19 protein-coding genes are annotated in these 24,470 nt (G+C 35.1%); 8 read left to right on the plus strand and 11 right to left on the minus strand.

Going from position 1 to position 24,470, the window contains the following annotated elements; genetic code table 11:
* Window positions 1-15: 15 nt before the first annotated feature.
* The 6 genes from IPK88_18660 to IPK88_18685 all read right to left on the minus strand — a co-directional run bounded on the left by IPK88_18660 (window position 16) and on the right by IPK88_18685 (window position 7,374).
* Window positions 16-516, minus strand: a complete 501-nt coding sequence (locus IPK88_18660) for a transcriptional regulator (protein ID MBK8245455.1) — start codon at window positions 514-516, stop codon at window positions 16-18.
* A gap of 66 nt (window positions 517-582) precedes the next feature.
* Entirely contained in the window at window positions 583-1,689 is a 1,107-nt protein-coding gene (gcvT, locus tag IPK88_18665) for a glycine cleavage system aminomethyltransferase GcvT (GenBank protein ID MBK8245456.1), read from the minus strand.
* Between the two features lie 512 nt (window positions 1,690-2,201).
* The gene (locus tag IPK88_18670) at window positions 2,202-4,232 is read right to left on the minus strand and encodes a peptidylprolyl isomerase (GenBank protein ID MBK8245457.1); all 2,031 of its coding nucleotides are present in this window, start codon (window positions 4,230-4,232) and stop codon (window positions 2,202-2,204) included.
* A 258-nt stretch (window positions 4,233-4,490) separates the two neighbouring features.
* Window positions 4,491-4,952: a TraR/DksA family transcriptional regulator gene (locus IPK88_18675; GenBank protein ID MBK8245458.1), complete on the minus strand. Its 462-nt coding sequence runs from the start codon at window positions 4,950-4,952 to the stop codon at window positions 4,491-4,493.
* A gap of 188 nt (window positions 4,953-5,140) precedes the next feature.
* Window positions 5,141-6,073 (minus strand): NAD-dependent epimerase/dehydratase family protein, encoded by a 933-nt coding sequence (locus IPK88_18680; GenBank protein ID MBK8245459.1) that lies wholly within the window; start codon window positions 6,071-6,073, stop codon window positions 5,141-5,143.
* Window positions 6,074-6,393: 320 nt separating this feature from the next.
* Window positions 6,394-7,374, minus strand: a complete 981-nt coding sequence (locus IPK88_18685; protein ID MBK8245460.1) for a hypothetical protein — start codon at window positions 7,372-7,374, stop codon at window positions 6,394-6,396.
* Window positions 7,375-7,480: 106 nt separating this feature from the next.
* On the opposite strand from IPK88_18685, the gene IPK88_18690 reads away from it, so the two are divergent.
* The 3 genes from IPK88_18690 to IPK88_18700 all read left to right on the plus strand — a co-directional run bounded on the left by IPK88_18690 (window position 7,481) and on the right by IPK88_18700 (window position 10,725).
* Window positions 7,481-8,191, plus strand: a complete 711-nt coding sequence (locus IPK88_18690) for a ribonuclease H-like domain-containing protein (GenBank protein MBK8245461.1) — start codon at window positions 7,481-7,483, stop codon at window positions 8,189-8,191.
* Window positions 8,192-8,385: 194 nt separating this feature from the next.
* Window positions 8,386-9,270: a T9SS type A sorting domain-containing protein gene (locus IPK88_18695; protein MBK8245462.1), complete on the plus strand. Its 885-nt coding sequence runs from the start codon at window positions 8,386-8,388 to the stop codon at window positions 9,268-9,270.
* Window positions 9,271-9,357: 87 nt separating this feature from the next.
* Window positions 9,358-10,725, plus strand: a complete 1,368-nt coding sequence (locus IPK88_18700; protein ID MBK8245463.1) for an alpha-glucosidase C-terminal domain-containing protein — start codon at window positions 9,358-9,360, stop codon at window positions 10,723-10,725.
* Window positions 10,726-10,747: 22 nt separating this feature from the next.
* Here IPK88_18700 and IPK88_18705 read toward each other — a convergent pair whose 3' ends face one another.
* Together IPK88_18705 and IPK88_18710 are read right to left on the minus strand one after the other, a co-directional pair.
* On the minus strand, window positions 10,748-12,658 hold the full coding sequence (locus IPK88_18705; GenBank protein MBK8245464.1) for a RecQ family ATP-dependent DNA helicase: 1,911 nt from the start codon (window positions 12,656-12,658) through the stop codon (window positions 10,748-10,750).
* A gap of 9 nt (window positions 12,659-12,667) precedes the next feature.
* Window positions 12,668-13,507: an outer membrane beta-barrel protein gene (locus IPK88_18710; GenBank protein MBK8245465.1), complete on the minus strand. Its 840-nt coding sequence runs from the start codon at window positions 13,505-13,507 to the stop codon at window positions 12,668-12,670.
* 114 nt (window positions 13,508-13,621) lie between these two features.
* Here IPK88_18710 and IPK88_18715 point away from each other — a divergent pair, with 114 nt between their 5' ends.
* Complete coding sequence (locus IPK88_18715) at window positions 13,622-15,337, plus strand: S8 family serine peptidase (GenBank protein ID MBK8245466.1); 1,716 nt, start codon at window positions 13,622-13,624, stop codon at window positions 15,335-15,337.
* Between the two features lie 850 nt (window positions 15,338-16,187).
* Here the strand turns inward: IPK88_18715 and IPK88_18720 are convergent.
* Window positions 16,188-17,288 (minus strand): redoxin domain-containing protein, encoded by a 1,101-nt coding sequence (locus IPK88_18720; protein MBK8245467.1) that lies wholly within the window; start codon window positions 17,286-17,288, stop codon window positions 16,188-16,190.
* 12 nt (window positions 17,289-17,300) lie between these two features.
* Entirely contained in the window at window positions 17,301-19,523 is a 2,223-nt protein-coding gene (gene purL / locus IPK88_18725; GenBank protein ID MBK8245468.1) for a phosphoribosylformylglycinamidine synthase subunit PurL, read from the minus strand.
* Between the two features lie 331 nt (window positions 19,524-19,854).
* Here purL and IPK88_18730 point away from each other — a divergent pair, with 331 nt between their 5' ends.
* The 3 genes from IPK88_18730 to IPK88_18740 all read left to right on the plus strand — a co-directional run bounded on the left by IPK88_18730 (window position 19,855) and on the right by IPK88_18740 (window position 22,385).
* On the plus strand, window positions 19,855-20,451 hold the full coding sequence (locus IPK88_18730; GenBank protein ID MBK8245469.1) for an SAM-dependent methyltransferase: 597 nt from the start codon (window positions 19,855-19,857) through the stop codon (window positions 20,449-20,451).
* A gap of 40 nt (window positions 20,452-20,491) precedes the next feature.
* Window positions 20,492-21,433, plus strand: coding sequence for a hypothetical protein (locus IPK88_18735; protein ID MBK8245470.1), 942 nt, complete (start codon window positions 20,492-20,494; stop codon window positions 21,431-21,433).
* Between the two features lie 127 nt (window positions 21,434-21,560).
* Window positions 21,561-22,385 carry a T9SS type A sorting domain-containing protein gene (locus tag IPK88_18740; GenBank protein MBK8245471.1) on the plus strand — a complete coding sequence of 275 codons (825 nt, stop codon included), beginning with the start codon at window positions 21,561-21,563 and terminating at the stop codon, window positions 22,383-22,385.
* 35 nt (window positions 22,386-22,420) lie between these two features.
* Here the strand turns inward: IPK88_18740 and IPK88_18745 are convergent, their stop codons facing one another.
* Complete coding sequence (locus IPK88_18745) at window positions 22,421-23,671, minus strand: glycosyltransferase family 2 protein (GenBank protein ID MBK8245472.1); 1,251 nt, start codon at window positions 23,669-23,671, stop codon at window positions 22,421-22,423.
* Window positions 23,672-23,749: 78 nt separating this feature from the next.
* On the opposite strand from IPK88_18745, the gene IPK88_18750 reads away from it, so the two are divergent.
* Complete coding sequence (locus IPK88_18750) at window positions 23,750-24,367, plus strand: WbqC family protein (protein ID MBK8245473.1); 618 nt, start codon at window positions 23,750-23,752, stop codon at window positions 24,365-24,367.
* Window positions 24,368-24,470: the final 103 nt, after the last annotated feature.

The following is a 24,470-nucleotide window of genomic DNA, read 5'->3' on the forward strand; positions in this document are numbered from 1 at the left end:
TTACTACAAATTAAATTAATTCAATACTTTAAACAAGGTATTAAACAACCAGTGTGAATCTGTTCTAATTAATTGATTTAACAACTTATCCGATTTACTTGCGAACTGAGTAATGTCAAGCACCAATTTATGCATCTCCTTGGATTCCACACTATCACATTTGCAGTCTAATAGACATTGCAATTCAGTTTGAATGGGATCCAATTCCTTTTTCTTACGCTGTTCCAAAATCCTTTTAAATATAATTTGCGTATCTTTTTCTGCCACAAAATATTCACATCTTGAACCAGTTACTTGAACTTTATATATCAACCCCCAGTCTAATAATAATCTTAAATTGGTATTGGCATTCCCTCCTGAAATATCAAGTTCTGATATGATTTGCTCAGCATTGATTTGCACGGGAGACAGTAACAACAGAGCATGGATTTGAGCCATTGTACGACTAATACCCCATGATACACCCAACTGTGACCAAGTATCAATAAATTTTTTACGGCACTGACTATATTCCAAGGATACTATATTACTAGCTTAAAATAAGTGAAACCGAAAATAGTTTACTGATTAACTATTAAATTATTATTTTTTTAAAAATGGTATGTTAACTACGTGGGCATCAATGAATTTTGATCCCATATTGATTTTTATTTTTTGACCTATTTTAGAATGAGATACCGGTAGATAAGCCATTCCAATTGGAATATTCAGCGTTGGAGATTGAGTTCCTGAAGTAATCACTCCAATTTCTTGTTCTGATTCATCACACACAGTATATCCATGCCTTGGAACTCTTCGGTCATCGACAACAATTCCACATAATTTTTTTTGAACACCATTGGTTTTTTGAACCATTAACCAATCTTTACCAATAAAATCTCCTTTATTTAATTTCGTAATCCATCCCAATCCAGCCTCTAATGGTGAAGTCTGATCATCTATATCATTTCCATACAAGCAAAAACCCATTTCTAGACGTAACGTGTCCCGTGCCCCCAATCCAACAGGAATTAATCCTGATGAACCACCTACACGCAATACTTCATCCCATAAATGCCCAATATTTTCATTGCCACAATACAGTTCGAATCCACCTGCACCTGTGTAACCAGTAGCCGATATTATTACGTTTTCAACGCCTGCAAACACACCTTCTCTAAAATGATAATACGGAATTTCTGATAAATTAATATCCGTCAAGGATTGTAACAAATGAAATACCGCTGGACCTTGTACAGCTATTAATCCGGTTTGATCAGAAATATTGATCATGCGTGCATCAAAATGATGGTTTGCCATGATCCAATCCCAATCTTTTTCAATATTAGATGCATTAACGACCAACATATAAGATCGCTCTCCTTCGGCACAGTGATCTTCGAGTAATCGATATACCAAAAGATCATCTACGATTCCACCCGACTTATTAGGTAAGCAGGAATATTGCACATCACCTATATTTAATTTTGAAACATCATTAGATGTAACCCATTGAATTAAGTCCAGTGCTTCTTTACCCTTAACAATAAATTCACCCATATGGGATACATCGAACATACCTCCAACGTTTCTTACCGCATCGTGTTCTTCTCTAATTCCTGTATATGAAATCGGCATATTATAACCAGCAAATGGGGCCATTTTAGCGCCTAATGCAATATGTCTATCTGTCAAAGCCGTATTTTTCATGTATAAACTTTTATGGTAATCAATATTCTATTTAAATGATTGCGAAAGTACTACTTTTTATACAATCTATCAGATGATATAAAGAATATGTTTGGTAAAAAACAAAGATAAAGATTTTGGGCGTGCCCTTTCAGGTCAGGCTATCCATTACAATAGTATCCTCCTGCGTCAGATACTATTTTCATTGCTATCCTTCACGCAAAATGCGTATTGTTTATATAAATTCAGCTTAGATACAAAAAAAATAATCCACTCTTACATTTCAATTATTAAAGTCATTAATCACATTTTGTATGCTTAATATTAAAATATTTTAATTTCATACTAATATCAAAATAATTAAAAAAAACTGAGATGGTAAACTTCAATGCAGAACACCTGGATGTAATGCGAAAATGTTAGATATGGCCCAACATATTCATTATGAAAAAACTGTCAAAGGAAAATCTTCTGATTGTCCTCGCTTAAATAAATTGATAAAATAACACAGCATTAATATTGAATAAAAACCTCTAATTGGAAACTTTGACATCAATAATTTTGTCCCCTTGATTAATCGCCATTAACACTTCCATTCCTTTAGTCATCTTGCCGAAAATGGTATATTTTCCATCAAGATGTGGCGTCGGTGAATAGGTAATAAAAAACTGACTGCATTCCGTATCCGGACCTGCACTTGCCATGCCTACTAATCCCTCACCTTGGAAATTAATACTTGAATTTATTTCTGTTCTAATGGTATAATCTAATCCACCATAACCATCACCCCTTGGGCATCCAGCCTGAATAACAAAATTAGGAACAACTCTATGAATGAACTTATCATTAAAAAAAGATTCTTGAATTAGTGTAATAAAATTAGCCACACTCCCTGACGCTAATTTGGGGTATAATTCTAAATACAAAGCACCTTTATCCGTTGTTACTATGACATTAATGGTATCTTTTAACTTGATCAATTTTTGCCAATCTATGGGATGATTATAAGCCACTTTTTTTGCTTCATATTTGGTATGATTCATTTTGGCAAGAGTGGTTTCAATCTCATTATAAGTCTCAATATCTCTGGGCAATTTCAACACATTTTTAGCAATGCCAAACATGGAATCCGGTTTAAAATAATATTTTAATAATCCTGTTTCACTTCTAAATATGGATGCAATTACAGCTAAGCTACCTACATTTCCTAAGTTGCATTGCTCATTAAAATATTCACTAACCATTGAATAAATAGGATTTTTGGATCCCTTATAATAAAGTCCAAAGGTTTTATTTTTTAAGATGGATTCAATACATTCAGTAACTATTGTTTTAACTACGAATGATGCATTTTTTCCACCTAGTGAAATAATATATGGCAATTCCAAAACTTCATTATGCAGGGATTTAATGTAGGCTCCCTTTTCATATGGAGATTGTGATTTTTGGATTTGATTTTTGATAGCATTAATTATATCTCGTCTGGTCAATACTTTATATTTTGGAATATGCACCAGTAATGCCTCATACAACAAAGCCTTCGCTTGCCAGGAGAGCCCTCGCTGTAAAGCCAACGATGTCATTTCATCCTCATTTAATTCCGTCCCATGATCCACTAAATATTGCGCACCTAACAAAGACACCTGTGCAGATGGATTTTGAACTGCCCTTAAAGCTAAGTGACTTGCGGAGCCTCCTCCAAAATGTTGCAACCCACGAATAATATTGGATTGAATTCTCACATCCAATCCACGTGAATACAAATCTTCCAACAAGGTCAATGTTGCAGGACTACCTATTCTGGATGTGGCTAGAATTAAACACATTCTAATGTTCACATTTTTTTCATCTATACAAGCAGACTTTAGTACATCAAAATATTTAGCCAGATCGAGATTTTTAAATCTTTGAAGGCTATGTGCTGCCATTAATCTAGATGATTCCGGATATTGATTATGTGTAGCTATTTCAATTAATAGTGCCAGACCTTCCGGACAAAACATACCTCTCATTCCAAACCTGTATAACGCACACATCTGCCCATATAACAATAAAGTATCTTTTGGGGTATAGCCTTTGATCTTACAAATTAAATTCATCGAACTATCCGTACCGGATTTTCCGAGAGCTTCTAGTATCATCGAATTGGTCTTCATAAAAGGACCAGTGGAATCAACTCCAATGAAGGCATTAATGAGATCTCTTTCAGCATTTTTATGCCCAATTTGTCCAAGACTAAAAACAGCAGCTTGCCGAACCAATTCCTGATCATCATGTAATAATCCGATTAAATGTGGAATTGCTAAACTATCCTGGAAACTACCCAGGGCCTCTGCTGCTAATTTTCGATACAATGCTTTTTGGTGACTTAAATATGGAATGATTGAATCTGTAAGACGCCGATCTTGAGCATTAATGATGGATTGAACTGTGGGATCTGATATGGTATAAAACATGTCACTTTTGTCTTCAACCACCGGAGGAAAGCATGATATGACAAAAATCATACTGCTTATCAGAAGCATTACTACCTTCAAATATCGATCAAGTTGTATGTTTTTCAATAAAATTAATTAAATATTAACCTTGAATTGATGACTCACTGATATACCAAAAGGAGTATCTTCTTAGTGCTATTAGTTTAAACTCCATAAAAAACAGAGATTTAAGAACTTTTATAATTTTCCACTCATCAAACTGAAAACTTGTACTAATAATACATTCTGATGGTCACTCATTTGATACATTCTGAGTATTGCCAAAATGATAACTTTCAGTTTAATTTAGCATGTTAGATAAGTTTGTACTAATCCTGAAATATCCTATTCTTCAACAGGTACCTCTTCAGTTTCTTCATCCTCAAAAGATCCTGAATTCCTATTTTCATTGGTATGAGCCGGAGCTTCATTTTCTTTTGCTTTAACACTTTTTGTGGTGTGAGGTACCAATAGTAAGCGTTGTTTGTCAATCAACTCTCCAGTAACTGTACAAATTCCGAATGACTTATTTTTAATCCGCACCAATGCCATCTCCAAACCTTGTAAGTGCTGACGCTGACGTTCAGCCATCTTACTTAAAAATTCAATTTCAGTATGGATAGAACTATCATCAAACCAGTCCCCACCTTGTTCATCAGACATGTTTTCCCGCATTTCCATGGTCTGCTGTTCCGTTTCGGCTAACTCTTGTTTAGCAGCTTCAATCTTGGAATCGATCAATGTCTTGAACTCTGCTAATTCTTCATCTGAATATCTGGTCTTCATGTGCTCCGAATTTAACCGCAAAATTAAGTAGTTCTATTCTAATTCGCAGAATAATTTATTAAAATATGATAAAAAAAACGAATATTATAATTTAGACTTTGATGATCAGTCAAATTATATATTAAATAATAAGATTATATGAAACTAAATTGCAGTACTTTATCATCCATACTTTGAATACAATTATTATAAAAAGTCAAATGATATATCTAAAGTCTTAAATGCTCAAACATATCTGATGTCATTTTCGCTAGATCATATTGTGGTTTCCAATGCCAATCATGTTGAGCGGTATGGTCATCAATAGATTCTGCCCAAGAAGCAGCGATAGCTTGTCTGAAGTCCGGATTATACATGATTTTAAATTCCGGGAAATGCTTTTTAATCTCTTCATAAATCTCCAAAGGAGTAAAACTCATTCCGACAAGGTTGTAACTAGTCCTAACTGTCAGTGCATTCGAATCGGCCTCCATTAATGATATGGTAGCCCGAATGGCATCATCCATATAGATCATTGGCAAACGGGTATTTGCTTCCAAAAAGCAAGAGTAGGTTTCGTTTTTTAAGGCAGCATGAAAGATTTCTACCGCATAATCAGTAGTTCCACCCTCAGGCAATGATTGCCACCCTATTACACCCGGATATCTGATTGATCGGACATCTAGTCCATAGCGTGTATAATAATATTCACACCAGTTTTCACCAGCTAATTTACTCATTCCATATACTGTTGATGGAATAAAACTTGTGAATTGAGGTGTATTGACCTTAGGAGTGGTTGGACCATAAATCGCAATAGAGCTTGGAAAGAACACCCGTTCAATCTTGCATTCTACTGCTAAATCCAAAACGTTGATCAATCCTTCCATATTTATTTTCCATGTTAGGGAAGGATTTTTTTCTCCACTTGCAGAAAGGATAGCAGCCAGATGATATATTTGGGTAATCCCATGTTGTATGATTGCGGAGCGGATGGCTTCTTTATCCAAAACATCTATGTGCAAAAACACTCCAATAGGATTCTTGGGTGGACGAATATCTGAGGTGATTACATTTTTTTGATCGTACTTTAACCGTAATGCTTCTGACAATACCGTCCCAATTTGTCCATTAGATCCTAACACTAATATTTTCGCAGCCATATATTTTTTAATATTCGACGCAATATAAGACTTATCACATTTTGATAATGTAAAATTTGTCAGTTAAAATATCAATCCTCAATAGCACAACAACGAACTTAATCTTATATCCCCATTTTGGACAAAAAGTAAAATACAAGAAATGCCGCTGAACTCCCATAACAAGGCGGTGGGATTGCATATTCTAAGGTAACCGAATCTACCTTAAGAGCAAACTATTTAAGCTAACTCCATTAATTTATTCTTTGATCTTGGAAAGAAGATCAAGTTCAGTGGTATCGATCCAATAGGAAAGACCAGATAAGCCTTAAGGTCGTTATTTATTTGAGCTTAACAGTTGATGTTCCAACTAAGTAACCTTTATTATAAATTTCAATTTGATAAACACCTTTTTGGAAAGATCCTGGGCTTTCCCATTTTCCACATACTTTTTGTTCATCGTTTTTATAATTGGCAGTAGCTATAGTAGAATACCTAATTTGCTCTCCAGTCGTTTCATTATTAAATACACCAGAACCTTGTGATTCGATAGCTTGAGTCTCACCAACCGGATTAATAATTCTGATGTAGAATTTTTCATTTCCGGCATCTGTATTAGGGTTAATAGTCGTTTTAAAACACACTTCAAGAAAATCTACATCTTTAGCTTTAGATTTACTGGAAGGTTTCTTACCATCACGGTTTTGGTAACCTGCACCATCGATTTTTTCAACTTGAATTACTGAAGTTCGGTTAACTTTTTTTGATAAAGCTGCTCTGTCACGGTCTATTTTTTCCTTTTCAGTCAGCAAAGTAGATTTTGCCTCAGCAAGCTCTCTGTTTTCAGCATTTTTTTGTTCAACCGTTTTGGTGAGGTTTTCTTTTTCTGAAGCTAAAGTGGTATTGCTATTAACCAACTGTTGGTTGTCTTCTTTGAGCTTATTGATTTCAGTCACATATTCCTGAATCTTACCTTTCATTCCTTCCATTTCCTTTCTAGCCGCACTTAGATTCTTACTATCCTTAAGTAACAAGGTTATCTTGTCTTTTTGTAGCCGTAGTTCTTCTTTTTGGGCATCAATGCTCTTGTTTAACTCTTCATTGTCTGTTTTCATGGAGTTGAGCTCCACAACTGACTCCTGATATTGCTTTTCTAGCTCAGTTTTAGCTTTATCAAGTTCAACAATTTCACTTTCCTTAGATAAATTGTCTGTTTGTAAACTTCTATTATTAACAAATTGATACACATTTGCTCCAAATAAAGCCAAAATAGCAACGATTACTGCGGCTTTTAAATTTTGATTTGATCTATTATCTGCCATGTTTAAATTTTTATTAGGTGTAAATTTAAGTTTTTTTTAATATAAAGAGCATAAAACTATTCAAATATCAATAAATTTGTATTTTAACACCCTATTCATTCTATTTATGCACCCAAGTCAAATATTGTTTTTGGACATTGAAACCGTCTCCTCGGTGAGCCATTTTAATGAATTAGATCCCCATTGGCAGGGACTCTGGACCCACAAATCTAAATTTCAGATACAATCCGATCCGGATAAGCCGATTGATGAGATATACCATGATCGGGCAGCTATATTTGCTGAATTTGGCAAAATTTGTTGTATCAGCGTAGGAGCCATTAAAGACCATCAATTTCGAGTTAAATCCTTTTACGGAACCTCGGAAATAGAGCTGCTAACCGCATTTCTGTCTATGATCGAAACTCATTATAATCACGCAGAAAGGGCAGCCTTTTGTGGACACAATATTAAAGAATTTGACATTCCATTTATTTGTCGTCGGGCCGCTATTCTAGGCCTAGAATTACCAGGTATCCTTAAAATAAACGGTAAAAAACCTTGGGAATTAAGCCACATTATTGATACCCTGGAGTTATGGAAATTTGGGGATTACAAACATTATACTTCTCTGGACCTTCTTGCCGCGTGTTTTAACCTGGCCAGTTCCAAGTCAGATATCAGTGGTAAAGATGTAGGTGATGTTTTTTGGGTCGAACAAGACCTCCCTCGAATTGCACGATATTGTTCACAGGATGTCATACTAACAGCCCGGGTTTATTACAAGCTCCTGAATCTTGGAGAAATTCCTGATGATATGATCCAAATTATAGCTTAAGTCGATTCTAGAATTAAATCCTATTTTAACAAAAAAAGGACTAGAAATATAATATTATTCATATATTTTAATAATTGTATTTTAAATATTTATACATATAATAAAATAATATATAATATTCTCAATTGATTCTCATCAATTAGGTGTAATTTTGTTGTATATAATATTTCCTAACCTGATTAAAACTCTAGGTAATGTTTAAAAAACTGATCTTAATTTGTGCTCTTTTCACAGGATTTTATTCCACTACCACTGCCCAAGATTGTATTGGACCTGCTGATCACACCCTAACGCTCCTAAACAAAACTAATTTTGGTGGATCTGACTGTCTTTTTACAGTTCGATTTTGTGTAAAAAAATTGACTAAGGATGCCAAGACTATAGATTACTATGTAACCCATACTTATGGTACCATGACCAGAACCATAAATGTCTCAAATCTTCAGGTAGGTTCTATCATTTGTGAGAGTTTCACTTTTGTGGGAGATTGTAATTCCACAGCCTCATTTCTTGCTGAAGGAAAAAAATTGAATAATACCGTTTGTGGTGTCGTTTCAGATTTTATCATTTTACCGATCAGACTTGTAAGTTTTAATGCGATAAGTACTAGATCAGGACATTACAATTTGATTTGGCAAACTGCTGTGGAGCAAAATGCATCCCATTTTGTAGTTCAACAAAGTACAGACAACAGAACTTTTAGAGATATTTCAAAAGTCAGAGCTGTCGGCAATTCGAACTCCCTGAAAGATTATAGTTTCGATATTGAATTAATTCCTTCTAAAACAAATTATTTCAGACTAAAAATGGTTGATCTGGACGGTCGTTTCACTTATAGCAACATTACCAGTATCAATCAAAATGGGCGCAAACTCACAGTATCACCAAATCCCGCATTTGATTTTATTGCAGTTGATCACATCCAAGAAGCCGATTTGAGCAAAATAGAAATAACAACAATACACGGTCAAAAAGTAAGTTGCCCATTAACTAATCGTCAAATTGATATATCTCAATTAATTCCCGGAGTATATATCCTTAAAATGGAAGATGAAAACGTCAAGTTTATAAAAAATTAATTTTTAGAATTTAAACATACTAATAAAACCGTCTACCAAAAATTGACGGTTTTTTTATGCACTACTTTTCATATAAAAATTCAGACCATGTCTATAAAATACTTTCTTGTTCTTATAAATTTTTTATTTAGTATTTCTATCTATAGTCAGGCAAGCAATGACACCGTTATATTCAAAGTGCCCACATCACTTCCTGGTTCTATCATCTATGAAGTAAACGTTCGTCAATACACAACCCAGGGTACATTTGATGCATTTTCAAAACACTTACCAAGACTTAAAGAAATGGGTGTCGACATCATTTGGTTGATGCCTATTTTTCCAATCAGTCAAGTTAAGCGCAAGGGAACACTGGGCAGTTATTATGCTGTTTCAGATTATAATAAAATTAATCCTGAATATGGCAACAAAGAATCATTTAAAAAATTAGTAGATGAAATTCATAAACTAGGTATGAAAGTCATATTAGATTGGGTTCCAAATCATACCGGATGGGATCATACCTGGATTACAAAAAATCCGGAGTGGTACACCCACAACCTAACTGCAGATACCATCATTCACACTGAAAATACAGATTGGTACGATGTTGCAGATTTGAATTACGAAAACAAAGAATTAAAGTTTCAAATGATTAGGTCTATGCTGTATTGGCTAGATGGATTTGAGGTTGATGGTTTCAGAATGGACGTAGCCGGCATGGTGCCTGACGTATTTTGGGCCCAACTCTCAAGAACGTTTAATGCAATGAACAAGAATCCTATCATGCTTGCTGAAGCTGAGGAGCCGGCACACCGCAATAAAGGGTATTTCCAAATGGATTATGGATGGACATTCCAAGGCCTCATAAGGGATATTTACAGCGGCAAAAAAAATGCTTTAGATTTCCAGAATTATTATAATGCCGACAAACAAAAATTCATGAATGGCTGGCATATGTATTTTACCAGCAATCACGATGAAAACAGCTGGGCTGGAACTGAATTTGAAAAATTAGGTTCTAGCCATCAAATGTTTTCAGTTTTAACCTTCACATTAGATGGCATACCTCTTATCTATTCAGGTCAAGAAGAACCACTTAAAAAGAAATTAGCGTTCTTCGAAAAAGATAATATTGATTTTGATCAATATGCATATGCGCCATTTTATAAAAATCTATGTACGCTCCGCAAAAACAATAAAGCTCTTTATTCCGGAACATTTGGAGGTCCTATTGTATGGATCCAAAACGATAAAACGCAACAAATACTTTCATTCAAAAGATCCAAAGACGACAATGAAATTTTAGTGGTCATGAATATGAGTCCTCAGATTATCGAAACACAATTATCCGATCTATCAACAGGGAAGTATCTGGAATATTTTAGTTCGAAGAAAATAAAAATCAAGAAAAACATCAAACTATCATTGCAGCCATGGGCATACCAGGTTTATATTAAGCAAAATGACCATTGAAGAATTGCAATTCCAGAAATAATTATTTCTTATTATAATACAAATAATCCAAATCCCGAATAATCTTTTCTTCACCTATTAATTCCTGTAAGATCATCAATACCCAAGATTCTTTATTAGAAGGGTACAATTCTAAAATTGATCTGATGGATCTTTTAGGATTGGATTTTAAAATTTCGATAATTTGTGAGGTCCACAAAGTTCTGATTTGTGGATCGATGATTGCATTTTTTATTTCAAGACAACGATCACATATACCACAAGGCAATGCATCCTTTTCACCAAAATAATTCATCAAAAACTGTTGGCGACATTGCATCAAATGCAGATAGGAAATCATCAAATCCATTCGCTCCTGATACATTTTTTTTCGAAAATCAAACCAGACTTTGTCAATACCAATCGTCTTATTAAATTGTCTTTCAGCAACGAATTGCAACTGAGGTTTTTCTTTGAATGGAAAATAAGAAAGGAGTCCTTCCCGATTCAATACATTCAGCCACAATATTACTTGGTCAATATTGGTCTTTATTTGAAACGCTATCTGATTTTCATAGATTGCAACCGGAAAATTAAAAATACCTTCGTAAGATCTCATTAAATTGGTCAATATCAAAGAATATTGCTGGAAGGATTGACAAAATTCATGGATTTCATTAGGCTCAACTTTAATTTGAATTCTGCTGGGTTGAAAGACAGCTGATGTGGTCATTAGCCAATTCGATTGTTCTAATATTTTTATACCATGAATGACTTTTTCTGAGACTAAATTATTTTTGTTGCAAAAATCTAACAGATCAAAATCACGACTGTCCTCCATAATTGAACCAGCGGCAATTCCAAAGTAAATGGCTAACGATTTATACAATTGCTGGACTTCCTCCAGACTGGGAAACATATTGTCAAATTGAGATTGCAATCTCAATAAGTCCTTTTGATTATATAACAAAACACCATAAGCTCTTAAACCATCTCTACCTGCACGTCCCACTTCTTGAAAATATTCTTCAATACTAGATGGAATATCCCCATGAATAACCCACCGCACATTAGATTTATCGATACCCATTCCAAAGGCATTGGTACAAACCATTACTGGTGTTTTTCCATGCATCCAATCAGCCAGCTTCTTAGCCCTGACATTATGATCTAAACCAGCGTGATAAAAATCACTAACAATACCTTGTTGATTCAAAACCTGAGCTATTTCCACAGTTTGTTTGCGATTGCGAACATAGATTAATCCAGTGCCCTTAGTCTTGTTTATAATTCTTTGAATCTGATTTAATTTATGTTCTTCGTATTTCACAACAAGACTCAAATGTTCTCTTTTAAAAGACATTTTATGGATGTCTGCATTTTTGAGTTGTAGTTTATCACAAATATCAAGCTGAACTTTGGAAGTTGCTGTTGCAGTTAAAGCTAAAACAGGTGCTGAGGTATTATTTCTGATATCCTGTATTTTTAAATAAGAAGGCCTAAAGTCATATCCCCATTGTGATATGCAGTGGGCTTCATCTACGGCTATGAAACTGATTTTCATCCGATGCAACCGATCCTGAAAAAAAGCAGTCTGCAATCGTTCCGGAGAAACATAGAGTAATTTAAGATAACCATTAATTGCATTATCAATGATCCGTTCCATGTCTCGCTTATGCTGACCTCCATAAATTAAATCTGCTTGAATATTCCGGTCTTTTAATTGCATGACCTGATCTTGCATCAATGCAATTAATGGCGAAATCACAAGACAAAAACCATCCAGCATCAATGCAGGAACCTGATAACAAAGGGATTTTCCGCCACCGGTAGGAATTAGAGCGAGTGCATCTTTTTTATTTAGAACGGATTCAATAATATCTTTTTGAATATGTCTAAATTCATTGTGCCCCCAATATTTTCTTAAAATCTCTTCCGGTGAAATAATGTTCATTTCGTAATTCTAAAACTTAGGACAATTAACTCCTCTTTTAGTAAAACGGATACCTTTACCTTTAAATTCTGCACCAAAATGATAATTAACAGCAATACCTAATGTTTGAAACCAATCCCTATCCAATGGATTAGCTTTTTGACTTCCACCCGGTGCATTAATTTTATTTCCTAAGGCTGCGGCTATAGGACCATTATATTTAGTTAACAGGTCAACATCTACATAGTCACCGGACACATCATCTAAATAATCTGTTTTCGTTTGACGGGTTAGATATTCCAATCCTACTGAAATATTAGAAGTCAAAAAATACCGAACCCCTAAGCCCATAGTAAGTGCCAGACTATTCAAATTATAAGGTGCTTTATAACCTGGTATTCCCTGACCTTCAGTACCCAGGGGCTGCAAGTCATACCAGGTACCCAAATAATTTCCTTTTGGATTAAAATGAAAAAAACTTAATCCGCCTGTTAGGTAAACATTAAACCGTTTAGGGTCAGGATAGAAAAATCCCATTAGATTAATCTGCCCTAAAAGGTCCAGATTATAGATAGTCGACATAAAATTCAAATTACGCCGTTGTTGCCAATCCTGGGTTGATATCTTATCATCAGCTGCAACAGCAAGCCGCATTCCTTGTAATTTAAAACTAATCATATTGCTAAAATCATATCGAAAGTGCAGACCAATGGCCAATTTAGTCTGCCGCAGGACATCTCTTGCTGTATAGGTCAAATCCCCGCTATAATTCGAACCACCCATAAGCAGGCCCAAATCTATAGACTGACTAAATGATTTGAATTGCGCAAGCATTAAAAATAACAAAATCACTGATTTCCACGTTAACATGTATTTACATTTAGCCACTGATTATTTATATTAGTAATATGTAAAAGTATTCAAAGATGTGTTTATTTTTGCACAAAATTAACTTACTTACTCATTTTTAACAATTTATCCATTATGTTTTTTTATAATCAATATTCAAAATCAGTAAAAATCTACACTTTATTGGCCTTATTGGTCAGTTTCCTATCAAGTGTTTCAGCTCAGGATGCGGTTCCAAAGAATTGGTTTCATCTGGACAAGTCCAAAGATGGATTTAATGGAGTAAGCTCAGATAGAACTTATAAAGAACTCCTCAAAGGCAGAAAGAGTAAAACAGTAGTCGTAGCCATCTTAGATTCAGGAGTAGATGCAGACCATGAAGATTTAAAATCGGTTATGTGGACGAATCCAAAAGAGATTCCTAATAATGGAAAGGACGATGATTCCAATGGATACATTGATGATATACATGGATGGAATTTTATAGGTGGTGCTAATGGCAATGTTGATCACGACACCTATGAAACGACTCGATTATACGGCAAAATGAAATATAAATATGAAACTGCCGATAGAGACAAATTGACTTCCAAACAAAAAAAGGAATATGATTTATTTTTAAAACTTCGTGATGAAGTAGAAGGAAGAAGAAAATCAGCAGAGGCCAATCTAGCTGGAATTAATGCTTCAGAAAAACAAGTAATGGATGCTGTCAATAAAGTCATTGAACAATTAGGAACTAAAGAAGTCAATGAATTGAATCTGGATGCTATAGATGAAGGAGATTCTAAAAGCTTATCTCTTGGGATCACCATTGCTAAAAATTTACTTGAGAACGATCCAGGCATCAAATCAGGAGACGATTTAAAAAAGAGTATTGCTAAAGAATTCAAAGAAGGGAAAGAACATTTTTCAAATGAATTGAATTATGCATTCAATCCAGATTTTGATTCCAGAAAAATAGTTGGAGATCATTATGACGATGTCAATGAACGGATTTATGGCAACAATGATGTAAAGGGACCCGATGCAAGACATGGCACGCACGTAGCAGGACTTGTTGGTGCAGTGCGCAATAATAATATTGGTATGAATGGTATTGCAGATAATGTCAGAATCATGTCCGTTCGTTGCGTACCTGATGGTGACGAAAGAGATAAAGACATTGCTAATGCCATACGTTATGCAGTTGATAATGGCGCCAGCATCATTAATATGAGTTTTGGAAAAGGTTATTCTCCAAACAAAGACAAAATAGATGAAGCTGTAAAATACGCTGCAGAACATGATGTTTTATTGGTTCATGCTGCAGGAAACAGTGCAGGAAATAATGACAAGATCACCAACTATCCCAATAGAAAATTTGCCAAGAAATCTTTATTTGGAAAAAAGAAAGCATCAAACTGGATAGAAATTGGCGCTCTTGCACCTAACGAATCTCCTAATCTAATTGCCACTTTTTCTAATTATGGAAAAAAAGAAGTAGACTTGTTTTCTCCTGGTGTATTAATATATTCTACAGTTCCGGACAACCAATATGAAAACCTTCAAGGCACATCCATGGCTAGCCCTATCGCAGCAGGTGTAGCTGCAATGATGCGGTCTTATTTTCCAACTTTGACTGCAAAACAAATTAAAGATATTATTCGCAAATCCACTGTTAAAACCAATGATTTAGTATTGACTCCTGGTACTAATAAAGATGCACAGTTGAAAGAAATCAGTTCAACCGGTGGAATCATAAATGCTTATAATGCCGTCCTTTTGGCTTCAAAAACAAAAGGCAAGAAAAAAGTAAAAAATTGGGTTGAAGAGGGAGCGATTATACCTGATCAATTTGTTAAACCATAGATGGTTTTTCAAAAAATATAAAGTCAAAAATATATTTCGAGGTTCATTAAATGATTGATTTAATGAACCTCTTTTTTTACCAATATTTTGATGGCGATTTAGTATAGAACCCACCTAAATCCTCCCTTGGAAAGGGAGGACTTTTTATGCAGTACTTGGGTGAGAAGAACCCACCTAAATCCTCCCTTGGAAAGGGAGGACTTTTATGCAGTACTAGAGTGATTAGAACCCACCTAAATCCTCCATCTCTACGAGCTGGACAGGCCTCCATCTCTTTGAGCTGGACAAGCTCCAACTTTTCAAGTTGGACGAGCTTGGAAAGGGAGGGCTTTTATGCAGTACTTGGGGTGAGAAGAACCCACCTAAATCCTCCCTTGGAAAGGGAGGACTTTTATGCAGTACTAGAGTGATTAGAACCCACCTAAATCCTCCATCTCTACGAGCTGGACAGGCCTCCATCTCTTTGAGCTGGACAAGCTCCAACTTTTCAAGTTGGACGAGCTTGGAAAGGGAGGACTTTTATGCAGTACTTAGTGTGATAAGAACCCACCTAAATCCTCCCTTGGAAAGGGAGGACTTCTATGCAGTACTTGGGTGAGAAGAACCCACCTAAATCCTCCATCTCTACGAGCAGGACAGGCCTCCATCTCTTTGAGCTGGACAAGCTCCAACTTTTCATGTTGGACTAGCTTGGAAAGGGAGGATTTTTATTCAGTATTTGGTAATTTATTATTTAAAAATGGATCTAAGGATTAGTAGTAGATATAAGTATAAATTTAAAATTCCATCCATAAAAAAAGCCCCGAAAAACATTCGAGGCTTTCTTTTATACAATCAGAATTAAATTCTGTTATAATATTTTTTTGACTTCTTCTTCTAGATTATCTCTTGGATCTATGGCGGCAATCTTTCCATCACGGCCTACTAAAAATGTTTTAGGAATAGCTCTTACCCCATATACAGCTGCAGGATCACTTTCCCATTTTTTCAAGTCGCTCACATGTGTATCCCATACCAAACCATCTTTTTCAATGGCTGCAATCCAAGCGGTCTTTGCATTGTCTGTATATTCTTTGATTTGGGCTTCGCTGCTTAATTGTGCCTTAGTTCGACTATCAACACCATCTAAAGAAACACTGTAAACAGTAAATCCTTTGTCTTTATATTGATTATAAACATCAACCACATGGGGATTGGCTCTTCGGCATGGTCCACACCAACTTGCCCAGAAATCAATTAATACCACTTTCCCTTTCAGGTCCGATAATTTATAGGCCTTGCCTTTAGGAGAAGTCAGGTTAATATCAGGTGCATCCATCCCTACTTGTATGGATTCCTGAGCTCTTTGTTGATTAACTGTCTGTTCTGTTTGTAGAATAAATGCTTCATAAGACTTAGCAAATTCTGACTCCGGATATTTAGCTTTAAGATTAGCAGATATTGGCTTATGTTTAGCAATAAATTCACCTCTAAAGCCCAATAATTGAACAGCTAACAATGCAGCTGATAAAGGGTTTTTTGCGTTATCAATAATTTTTTGAGCTTCATCAACTGTAAGTTGTTTTGATTTTACGGTTTTAAGCGCATTCAAAACCTCTTCAGCAACCGGAGCGCCCTTAATCTCATAAGTTCCAGATGCTAAACCTGCAAGTGTTCCGGAAATATCAACCTTTTTTTCAGTTCCATCCAGTACAAATACAGCCATTTGTTGACCCAATTTAATTCGATACAATCCTGGTTTGATTGGTTCTTTTGGTGCAAAAGTAAATTTACCCGCAACCATTTTTTGTTCATCAATTAATACCGTAGAATTATCCAGACCAATTCTGTCTAGAGTCACGCTTAAATCTCCACCATCGGAAAAGTTACCTTTAATTTGAAAACCATTAGTGCATGCACTTAGGAATGCAACACTCATTAACAATAATAAAAAATTAATAATATATCTCATTTTTAAAAAATTTTATTCTTCCATTTTAGTTCCTATGGCATTCATGTAATGCTCTGAATAATAGGATAAATCTCCAAAAGATGTTCCATTGATGACTAAATCTGAACCTTCTACTCGGCCCAGGTGATGGCAGTCAACCTTTTGATTTGCTACAAACGTTTCAAATGCATTTTTGTTCTCAAGTGGTATGGTAATAATAGCCCTTCCCTGAGATTCACCAAAAAGAAAAAGGTCATTTCTTATTGAAGATATGGTATTAATATTAAACCCTAGTTGAGAGGCCATTGCCGATTCCGTAAGAGATACAAAAACACCTCCTTCAGAAACATCATGAGCTGATGCGACCCATTGGTTAACAATACAAGCTCTGATAGTATTATGTAATCTGCATTCTTCTTCCAGATTAAAATAAGGCGCAGGACAATAAGCTACACCATGAATAATATTCACATATTCACTATAACCGATGTGATTATTTTGATGCCCCAATAAATATATCAAATGCCCTTCTTGTTTAAATTCTAAAGTCGTCATTAAGGATGCATCATCCAAAATGCCCAGCATACCAATAGTAGGAGTCGGATAAACAGGTTCTGTCTTACCGTGTGATTGGGTCTGATTATAGAAACTTACATTTCCTCCAGTAACTGGAGTATCAAATTTCAAACAAGCTTCCCCCATACCCTTTAAGGCATGCACAAATTGCCAATACACTTCAGGGTTATATGGATTACCAAAATTCAAACAATTGGTAATAGCTACGGGCGTACCTCCGGAACATGTTATATTTCGGGCACATTCTGCTACCGCAATCATCCCACCTTCATATGGATCCAAATAAACATAAGCTGAATTACAATCCGTCGTGACAGCCAGCGCTTTTTTGGTTCCTTTAACCCGAACAATAGCAGCATCTGAAGAAGAAACGGAAGTCATGGTTCCAGTCCGAACCATTTTATCATATTGGGTATAAATCCAGGATTTAGAAGCAATATTGGGTGATGCTATTAATTTCTTGGCTACAGCAACTAAGTCCACGGGCTCTTGTATATCAACAGGCGCAAAGGCTTCAATTTTTGAAAAGTATAATGGCCTGTGAAACTCTCTTTCATAAACTGGAGCTCCACCACCCAGAACTAATGAATGTGCCGGAACCTTAGCTACTAATTCATCACCTACAAAATACTCAATATTCCCAGTGTCTGTGACTTCACCAATCTGTACACATTCTAAGTCCCATTTTTCAAATACCTCTAACAATTGTGCTTCACCACCCTTCTTACAAACAATGAGCATTCGCTCTTGCGATTCTGACAATAAAATTTCAAATGCTTGCATATTGGCTTGCCTTGTTGGCACTTTGTCTAACCAAATAACCATTCCGGTCCCGGATTTAGCAGACATTTCAGAAGTAGAGCAAGTAATTCCTGCTGCTCCCATATCTTGCATGCCTACAACCTGGCCAGTAGCGATGGCTTCTAAACTTGCCTCAAGCAATAGTTTCTCCTGGAATGGATCTCCAACTTGCACAGCAGGGAGATCTTGAGACGAATTCGCTGTAAGATCTGCAGAGGCAAACGTAGCGCCATGAATACCATCTTTACCCGTTGCCGAACCTACAATAAACACTGGATTACCAGGTCCATCAGCACAGGCTGAAATGGTTTTTCCCTGTTCAACGATACCAACTGACATAGCATTTACTAAAATATTCTGATTGTAACAATCATTGAAGTAAACTTCACCGCCTACTGTAGGAACTCCGAACGAATTGCCATAATTTCCAATGCCTTTGACTACACCTCGCATTAAATGTTTGGTATGTGCTAATTCCAGATTTCCAAATCTTAATGAATTCAATGCTGCTATAGGTCTTGCACCCATAGTGAATATATCACGATGTATACCGCCCACCCCAGTGGCAGCTCCTTGGTAAGGCTCAATGGCAGACGGGTGGTTGTGGGATTCGATTTTGAATGCACAAGCAAGACCATCACCTATATCAACTAAACCAGCATTCTCCTCCCCTGCTTCCACCAATAATCGACTACCTTTTCTTGGTAATTGCTTTAAATATTTGATTGAATTTTTATAAGAGCAATGTTCTGACCACATTACAGAATAAATACTTAGCTCTGTAAAATTCGGTTTACGTCCAAGGACATCACAAATTTTATCATATTCCTCAGGTGACAAACCTAATTTTTGAGCTGTTTCTAGTCCTGGTAGTTGCATCGGTTCAAGTTTCAGTTATGAGGCGCAAAGTTAGGATTTATTTCTGATTTTAAGATAGTGTCTGTGATTAAGCTGTAGAAAGGTAATCGGAATGAAAGGTAATCGGGTTGAATGGTAATCGGGTTGAATGGTAATCGGGTTGAATGGTAATCGGGTTGAATGGTAACCAGGTTGAATGGTAACGATGTTATAAATATTTACCTTTTAAAAATAATATTGTTTGTATTAAATTGCTTAATTAAAATAACTAAATCGGGTCACTAAATCATTGAGCTTAAAACAAAACAATACTTTGAATTGTTTTCGCAAAAATTAATCAATTAATCATATCGTGTTATTCAAACAATTAAAAGATAATAAAAATATACTAGATACAGATTTTAACACGATATATCCAAGTCCATTGGATGATTTGGCCGGATTACATTTTTCGCCCATAACTGTTATTCAGGATGCTATAGAATTCTTAGTTCAACAAGAAGGAACTCGAGTACTCGACATAGGATCCGGAGCAGGAAAATTTTGTATGGTTGGTGCAAGTTGTTCAACAGGTGTTTTTACAGGAGTCGAACAGCATGAACATTTGCATTTGATTTCGAAAAAAATGAGTAAGTATTATCAGATCAAGGACGTACACTTCATACATCAAAACATCAACACCATTAATTTTTCAGATTATGATGCTTTTTACTTTTTTAATTCATTTTATGAAAACTTAGACATATCCGATTCACTTATATCTAATATGGAAATCAATCGCGATTTGTATCATGAATATTCAGCTTACGTTTATAACCAATTACAAAACATGCCAATTGGCACTCGCTTGGTCAGTTATTTCAGTTACAATCTTGAAATACCCAATAATTATTTGTTACAAAGTTCAAGCCATGAAGGCAAACTTAAAAAGTGGATCAAAACAACATAATCCTGTCACTTAAAATCAAGATGAAATAAAGAAAATAGTTATGAAATTCATTAAAAAAAATAAACATTCATTGGGTCTACTATCGTTATTTCTCGTGTTATTTCTATCATGTAAAGAAAAACATACTGAAACCTCAGAAGCAATCACAGAAACAACAAAGCCTGGAGTTGATCAATCATTGGATTCCTATTGGTATCAAGGAAAAGCAGAAATCAGCAGTTATGAATTAGAACAAGTACGATATGGTCAAAAACATATGGGTGATGCTGTCCTGATATTTGTTACCGAAGATTTTTCAAAAACCAAACAAGTCAAGTTGGATAATCCTACACAATCAGGAACGGATAAAATCACTGTATTAAAAATGAATTATTCTAAAAAGTTCAATACAGGTATTTATCCCTATTCGATGTTTTTAAGCAGTTTTACTCCTATCGGAAACGATGTATCTGCACATCCGCTAAAAATAAGTGCTTCCATTCAAGAGTGGTGTGGGCACGTTTTTATACAAATGAATCAACGTGCAAACCAATATGAGATAGAACAATATTCATACTTCGAAACTGAAGGTGATCAAAAATTAATTTTACCAATAGACTGGTGTGAAGATGAACTCTTTAATCAAATCAGAATCAATCCGGCGAAACTTCCGATAGATCGTTTTAAAATAATTCCGGGCGCATTTTTTACAAGACTTAAACATAAAGCTTTAAGTGCGACTGATGCTGTTGGAAGATTGCAGGATATTAATACTGACACTCAGGCATATCAAATTGAATTTCCAATATTACAACGCAACCTAAAAATCTTATTCAATAAAAAATCTCCATATGAAATATTGTCTTGGGAAGAATCCTATTTGGAAGGAACAGAACAAATGGTAAGCAAAGCCACACTAAAGAAGCGAATACAATTGGACTATTGGAACAAACACAATGTTGAAGATTCAATATATCGTAAAGAATTGGAATTGAAATATTGAACCTATCATCAAAAAATCGCAATTCCATAAATGAGAGTGACTACATTATTGTAACTTACTCCATATAATACAATTCATTGTATATTTGTAAAGTTTACAGTTTTATTCTATTGCAAAAAATGTCCTTATGAATTTAAGAATAACCATTACCATTTTCTTTATTGTAACCATTCTGAACAGAATATATCCACAATGTGCAAATGCAAATAATATTTATTCCTTTCCATTCAAAGGCCATACGTACGAAGTTGTTAAAGAAAACAAAACATGGTTGGAAGCTGTGAATTGTGCGGTGTCGCGTGGAGGCTATCTTGCTGAAATTACGGATAGTACAGAACAAGACACCCTATTCGATTATGTAAGTAATAAGTCCAACATAACGTTTACTAACACACTCAATATTTTTGGAACTAGTGCCATTTGGTTGGGTGGCACAGATACTTTGAAAGAAGGTGCCTGGATTTGGGATGGAAATAATGATGGCATCGGAATACCATTTTGGTCTGGTGGACCGACCGGAACATCTATAAATGGATCCTATACCAAGTGGGGTATTAGTCCAGCAGAACCCGATAATTCAGGTCGTCAAAATCACTTGTGTTTAACCATTGACAATCGTAAAATAAATTATGGCAGATGGAATGATATCAAATCAAATGATCATATCTATTACTTAATTGAATATGACCAAATCTTAGATGTCAATGATCCGCTTCTAAATTTTGGAATAAGAATTTATCCAAACCCTGTTCATGAAATATTAAATGTTGAAAACCCAAATCATTTAAGCATCACTGAAATACACATTTCCAATCCTGAAGGTCAAATTCTTGAATCGATCTATCATCCAACAAACAAGATTAATGTGTCCAACTTACAAAAAGGAATCTATTTTATAGCATTGAAGCTAGAAGATCATCGCACATTAACATTGAAATTCATCAAAGATTAGGCCTCTTGGTGTGTAAAAATCTATCAAGTGATAAGTCACAAAAAAAACGCGCGCATTTTTTGCAATAAATATTCTTCATCATTTGAATACTCAAATTGCGGATCCATTAACTTCATAAGTTGATTTACTGCATCACAAACCGGTATATCAGGATATCCCTTAGTTCGCGCATAATGTAGCCACTTCATAAGTCGAAAAGGGCTTAACCATTGGATCATTTTTTTAGAACATTGCGCGGATGAAGCGGTATTGGATTTAAAAGATTGGAATGCAGAAACTATTCCCTGATCTATAAAAAATGCAGCGAGCATCGGAGATAATTGTTCTAAGCCCTTACTCCATTCTTCATAAGGCAATTCAATATTTTGTTTTATCCAATGCATTAATTTTTGAAATAATAAAATAGCATCTATGGAATAACTCCATTGAAACTGTGTATCAAAAAATTCAGTTACCGCTTTACCTGTACCAAACGGAACACGATCAGAAGATCTTGCCGAAGGATAAACTAGTACTCTTTTAATTTCAGCTAACTCATTTAAGAGTGAATATTTATGTAGAAAATAAAAATCTTCGCCAGCTTGTCTTTGGTTCATTCCGCCTTGTGCGCAATAAGCTTCTGCCCGAACTGCAAAACAAGAGCCTAATGTCTGAAAAGCAAAAGGATAATGAATGAATTTTTGTGCTGCAATATAATACCGTAAGTGTAATTCATAAGTCACTATGGCCTTTCTCGCCAGGCCTGATAGCAATTCAAATTGATGTTCAAAATCAATAGCAACTGCAGATTTAGCATTGGCTTGATTAAAATACAAATCTACTTGTTCGAGATATTCCTCATGACAAGTACAATCTGCATCAAAATTCAAAATAATACCTGCCCGATTTCCAATGGCAAAAAAACGTCTAACCGCTTCATCCATTCCTATTTTTCTGGCATGTCCAACCCCTGCATGTTTTCCTTTTATCGCTATGGGTGGTATAGGTTTGATTTGAAATTGTGGTGTATTATGTTTTGCGGCAAATGCTAATAACTGATTATATTGTTGTTGATGAAATTCATAGTTCTGAATAGCTTTTGATTCAGGATAATTTAAAACGGGTATAATTTCTATAGAAGCATCAGGTCTAACACATAATAACAAGGATTCTAAAGCCTGAAATAAATAATCTTCCTTATAGGAAGGAATAACGATCACTAAAGATAAATCCGGATTAGGTTTATCTAAAATAAGTGGTTCGTATAAGGTATACTTATTGAGATATGATGGAATACTTGATTTCATATTCTAGAAACAAAGCACAAAGTTAAATGAAGCTTAATATCTTTGAGTTTTAATTCATAATACCCAAGAAAATCTTTAATGCATTCTGATATCAAAACATCGTTGCTTCTGGAGACTCAAGTCTTTCCGACTATTGCATTCTTTAAACATGCTTTGGATAAAAAAATTATCATAGAAGCGCATGAGCATTACCAAAAAAGAAGTTGGCGGAACCGATATTACATTGGGTCTAACCAAGGAGCAGTTAGCATGTCAATTCCTTTAAAACAAGGAAAAAACAAATCCATGCCGATTCAGGAAGTAAACATTTCATATGACCACCCTTGGCATGTTCAGCATTTAAAAACACTTCAAAGCATATATGGCAAATCTCCATTTTTTATTTATTACAAGGATGAACTTGAAGCATTATTGAATAAGAAACATGAACATCTATTTCAATTTAATAATGAAACCATGCTCTGGATGGCACGAAGCATGAAATTTGAAATGGATTTACAATTTACCAATCAATATACAACATCTGTAGATGATCACATAATCGATGGGCGAAAAAGCTTGGTTTTGAATGCTATCCCAACCAAACCTTATCAACAGGTATTTGGTAAGCACGCACATTTTATTTCAGGTTTAAGTGCCCTGGATTTATTGTTTCACCTGGGTCCGGATTCCTATTATTATCTAAAATCAATCTAAGCTTAAATAAGATTGGATCATGGTTTCATCATACAACCATACCTTGTTCCTAAAATTTTTAGATCGAAATCATTTTACAAGCAATAAAATGAAAAATTAACAA

Source organism: Candidatus Defluviibacterium haderslevense (assembly GCA_016712225.1).
In the GTDB taxonomy this organism is placed as follows: domain Bacteria; phylum Bacteroidota; class Bacteroidia; order Chitinophagales; family Saprospiraceae; genus Vicinibacter; species Vicinibacter haderslevensis.

Coding starts and splice junctions, on each gene's coding strand:
- IPK88_18695 (MBK8245462.1), top strand. CDS start 8,386: ATGTTTAAAAAACTGATCTTAATTTGTGCTCTTTTCACAGGATTTTAT.
- IPK88_18710 (MBK8245465.1), bottom strand. CDS start 13,507: ATGTTAACGTGGAAATCAGTGATTTTGTTATTTTTAATGCTTGCGCAA.
- IPK88_18680 (MBK8245459.1), bottom strand. CDS start 6,073: ATGGCTGCGAAAATATTAGTGTTAGGATCTAATGGACAAATTGGGACG.
- IPK88_18750 (MBK8245473.1), top strand. CDS start 23,750: ATGCATTCTGATATCAAAACATCGTTGCTTCTGGAGACTCAAGTCTTT.
- IPK88_18745 (MBK8245472.1), bottom strand. CDS start 23,671: ATGAAATCAAGTATTCCATCATATCTCAATAAGTATACCTTATACGAA.
- IPK88_18690 (MBK8245461.1), top strand. CDS start 7,481: ATGCACCCAAGTCAAATATTGTTTTTGGACATTGAAACCGTCTCCTCG.
- IPK88_18700 (MBK8245463.1), top strand. CDS start 9,358: ATGTCTATAAAATACTTTCTTGTTCTTATAAATTTTTTATTTAGTATT.
- IPK88_18685 (MBK8245460.1), bottom strand. CDS start 7,374: ATGGCAGATAATAGATCAAATCAAAATTTAAAAGCCGCAGTAATCGTT.
- IPK88_18720 (MBK8245467.1), bottom strand. CDS start 17,288: ATGAGATATATTATTAATTTTTTATTATTGTTAATGAGTGTTGCATTC.
- gcvT (MBK8245456.1), bottom strand. CDS start 1,689: ATGAAAAATACGGCTTTGACAGATAGACATATTGCATTAGGCGCTAAA.
- IPK88_18705 (MBK8245464.1), bottom strand. CDS start 12,658: ATGAACATTATTTCACCGGAAGAGATTTTAAGAAAATATTGGGGGCAC.
- IPK88_18740 (MBK8245471.1), top strand. CDS start 21,561: ATGAATTTAAGAATAACCATTACCATTTTCTTTATTGTAACCATTCTG.
- IPK88_18735 (MBK8245470.1), top strand. CDS start 20,492: ATGAAATTCATTAAAAAAAATAAACATTCATTGGGTCTACTATCGTTA.
- purL (MBK8245468.1), bottom strand. CDS start 19,523: ATGCAACTACCAGGACTAGAAACAGCTCAAAAATTAGGTTTGTCACCT.
- IPK88_18715 (MBK8245466.1), top strand. CDS start 13,622: ATGTTTTTTTATAATCAATATTCAAAATCAGTAAAAATCTACACTTTA.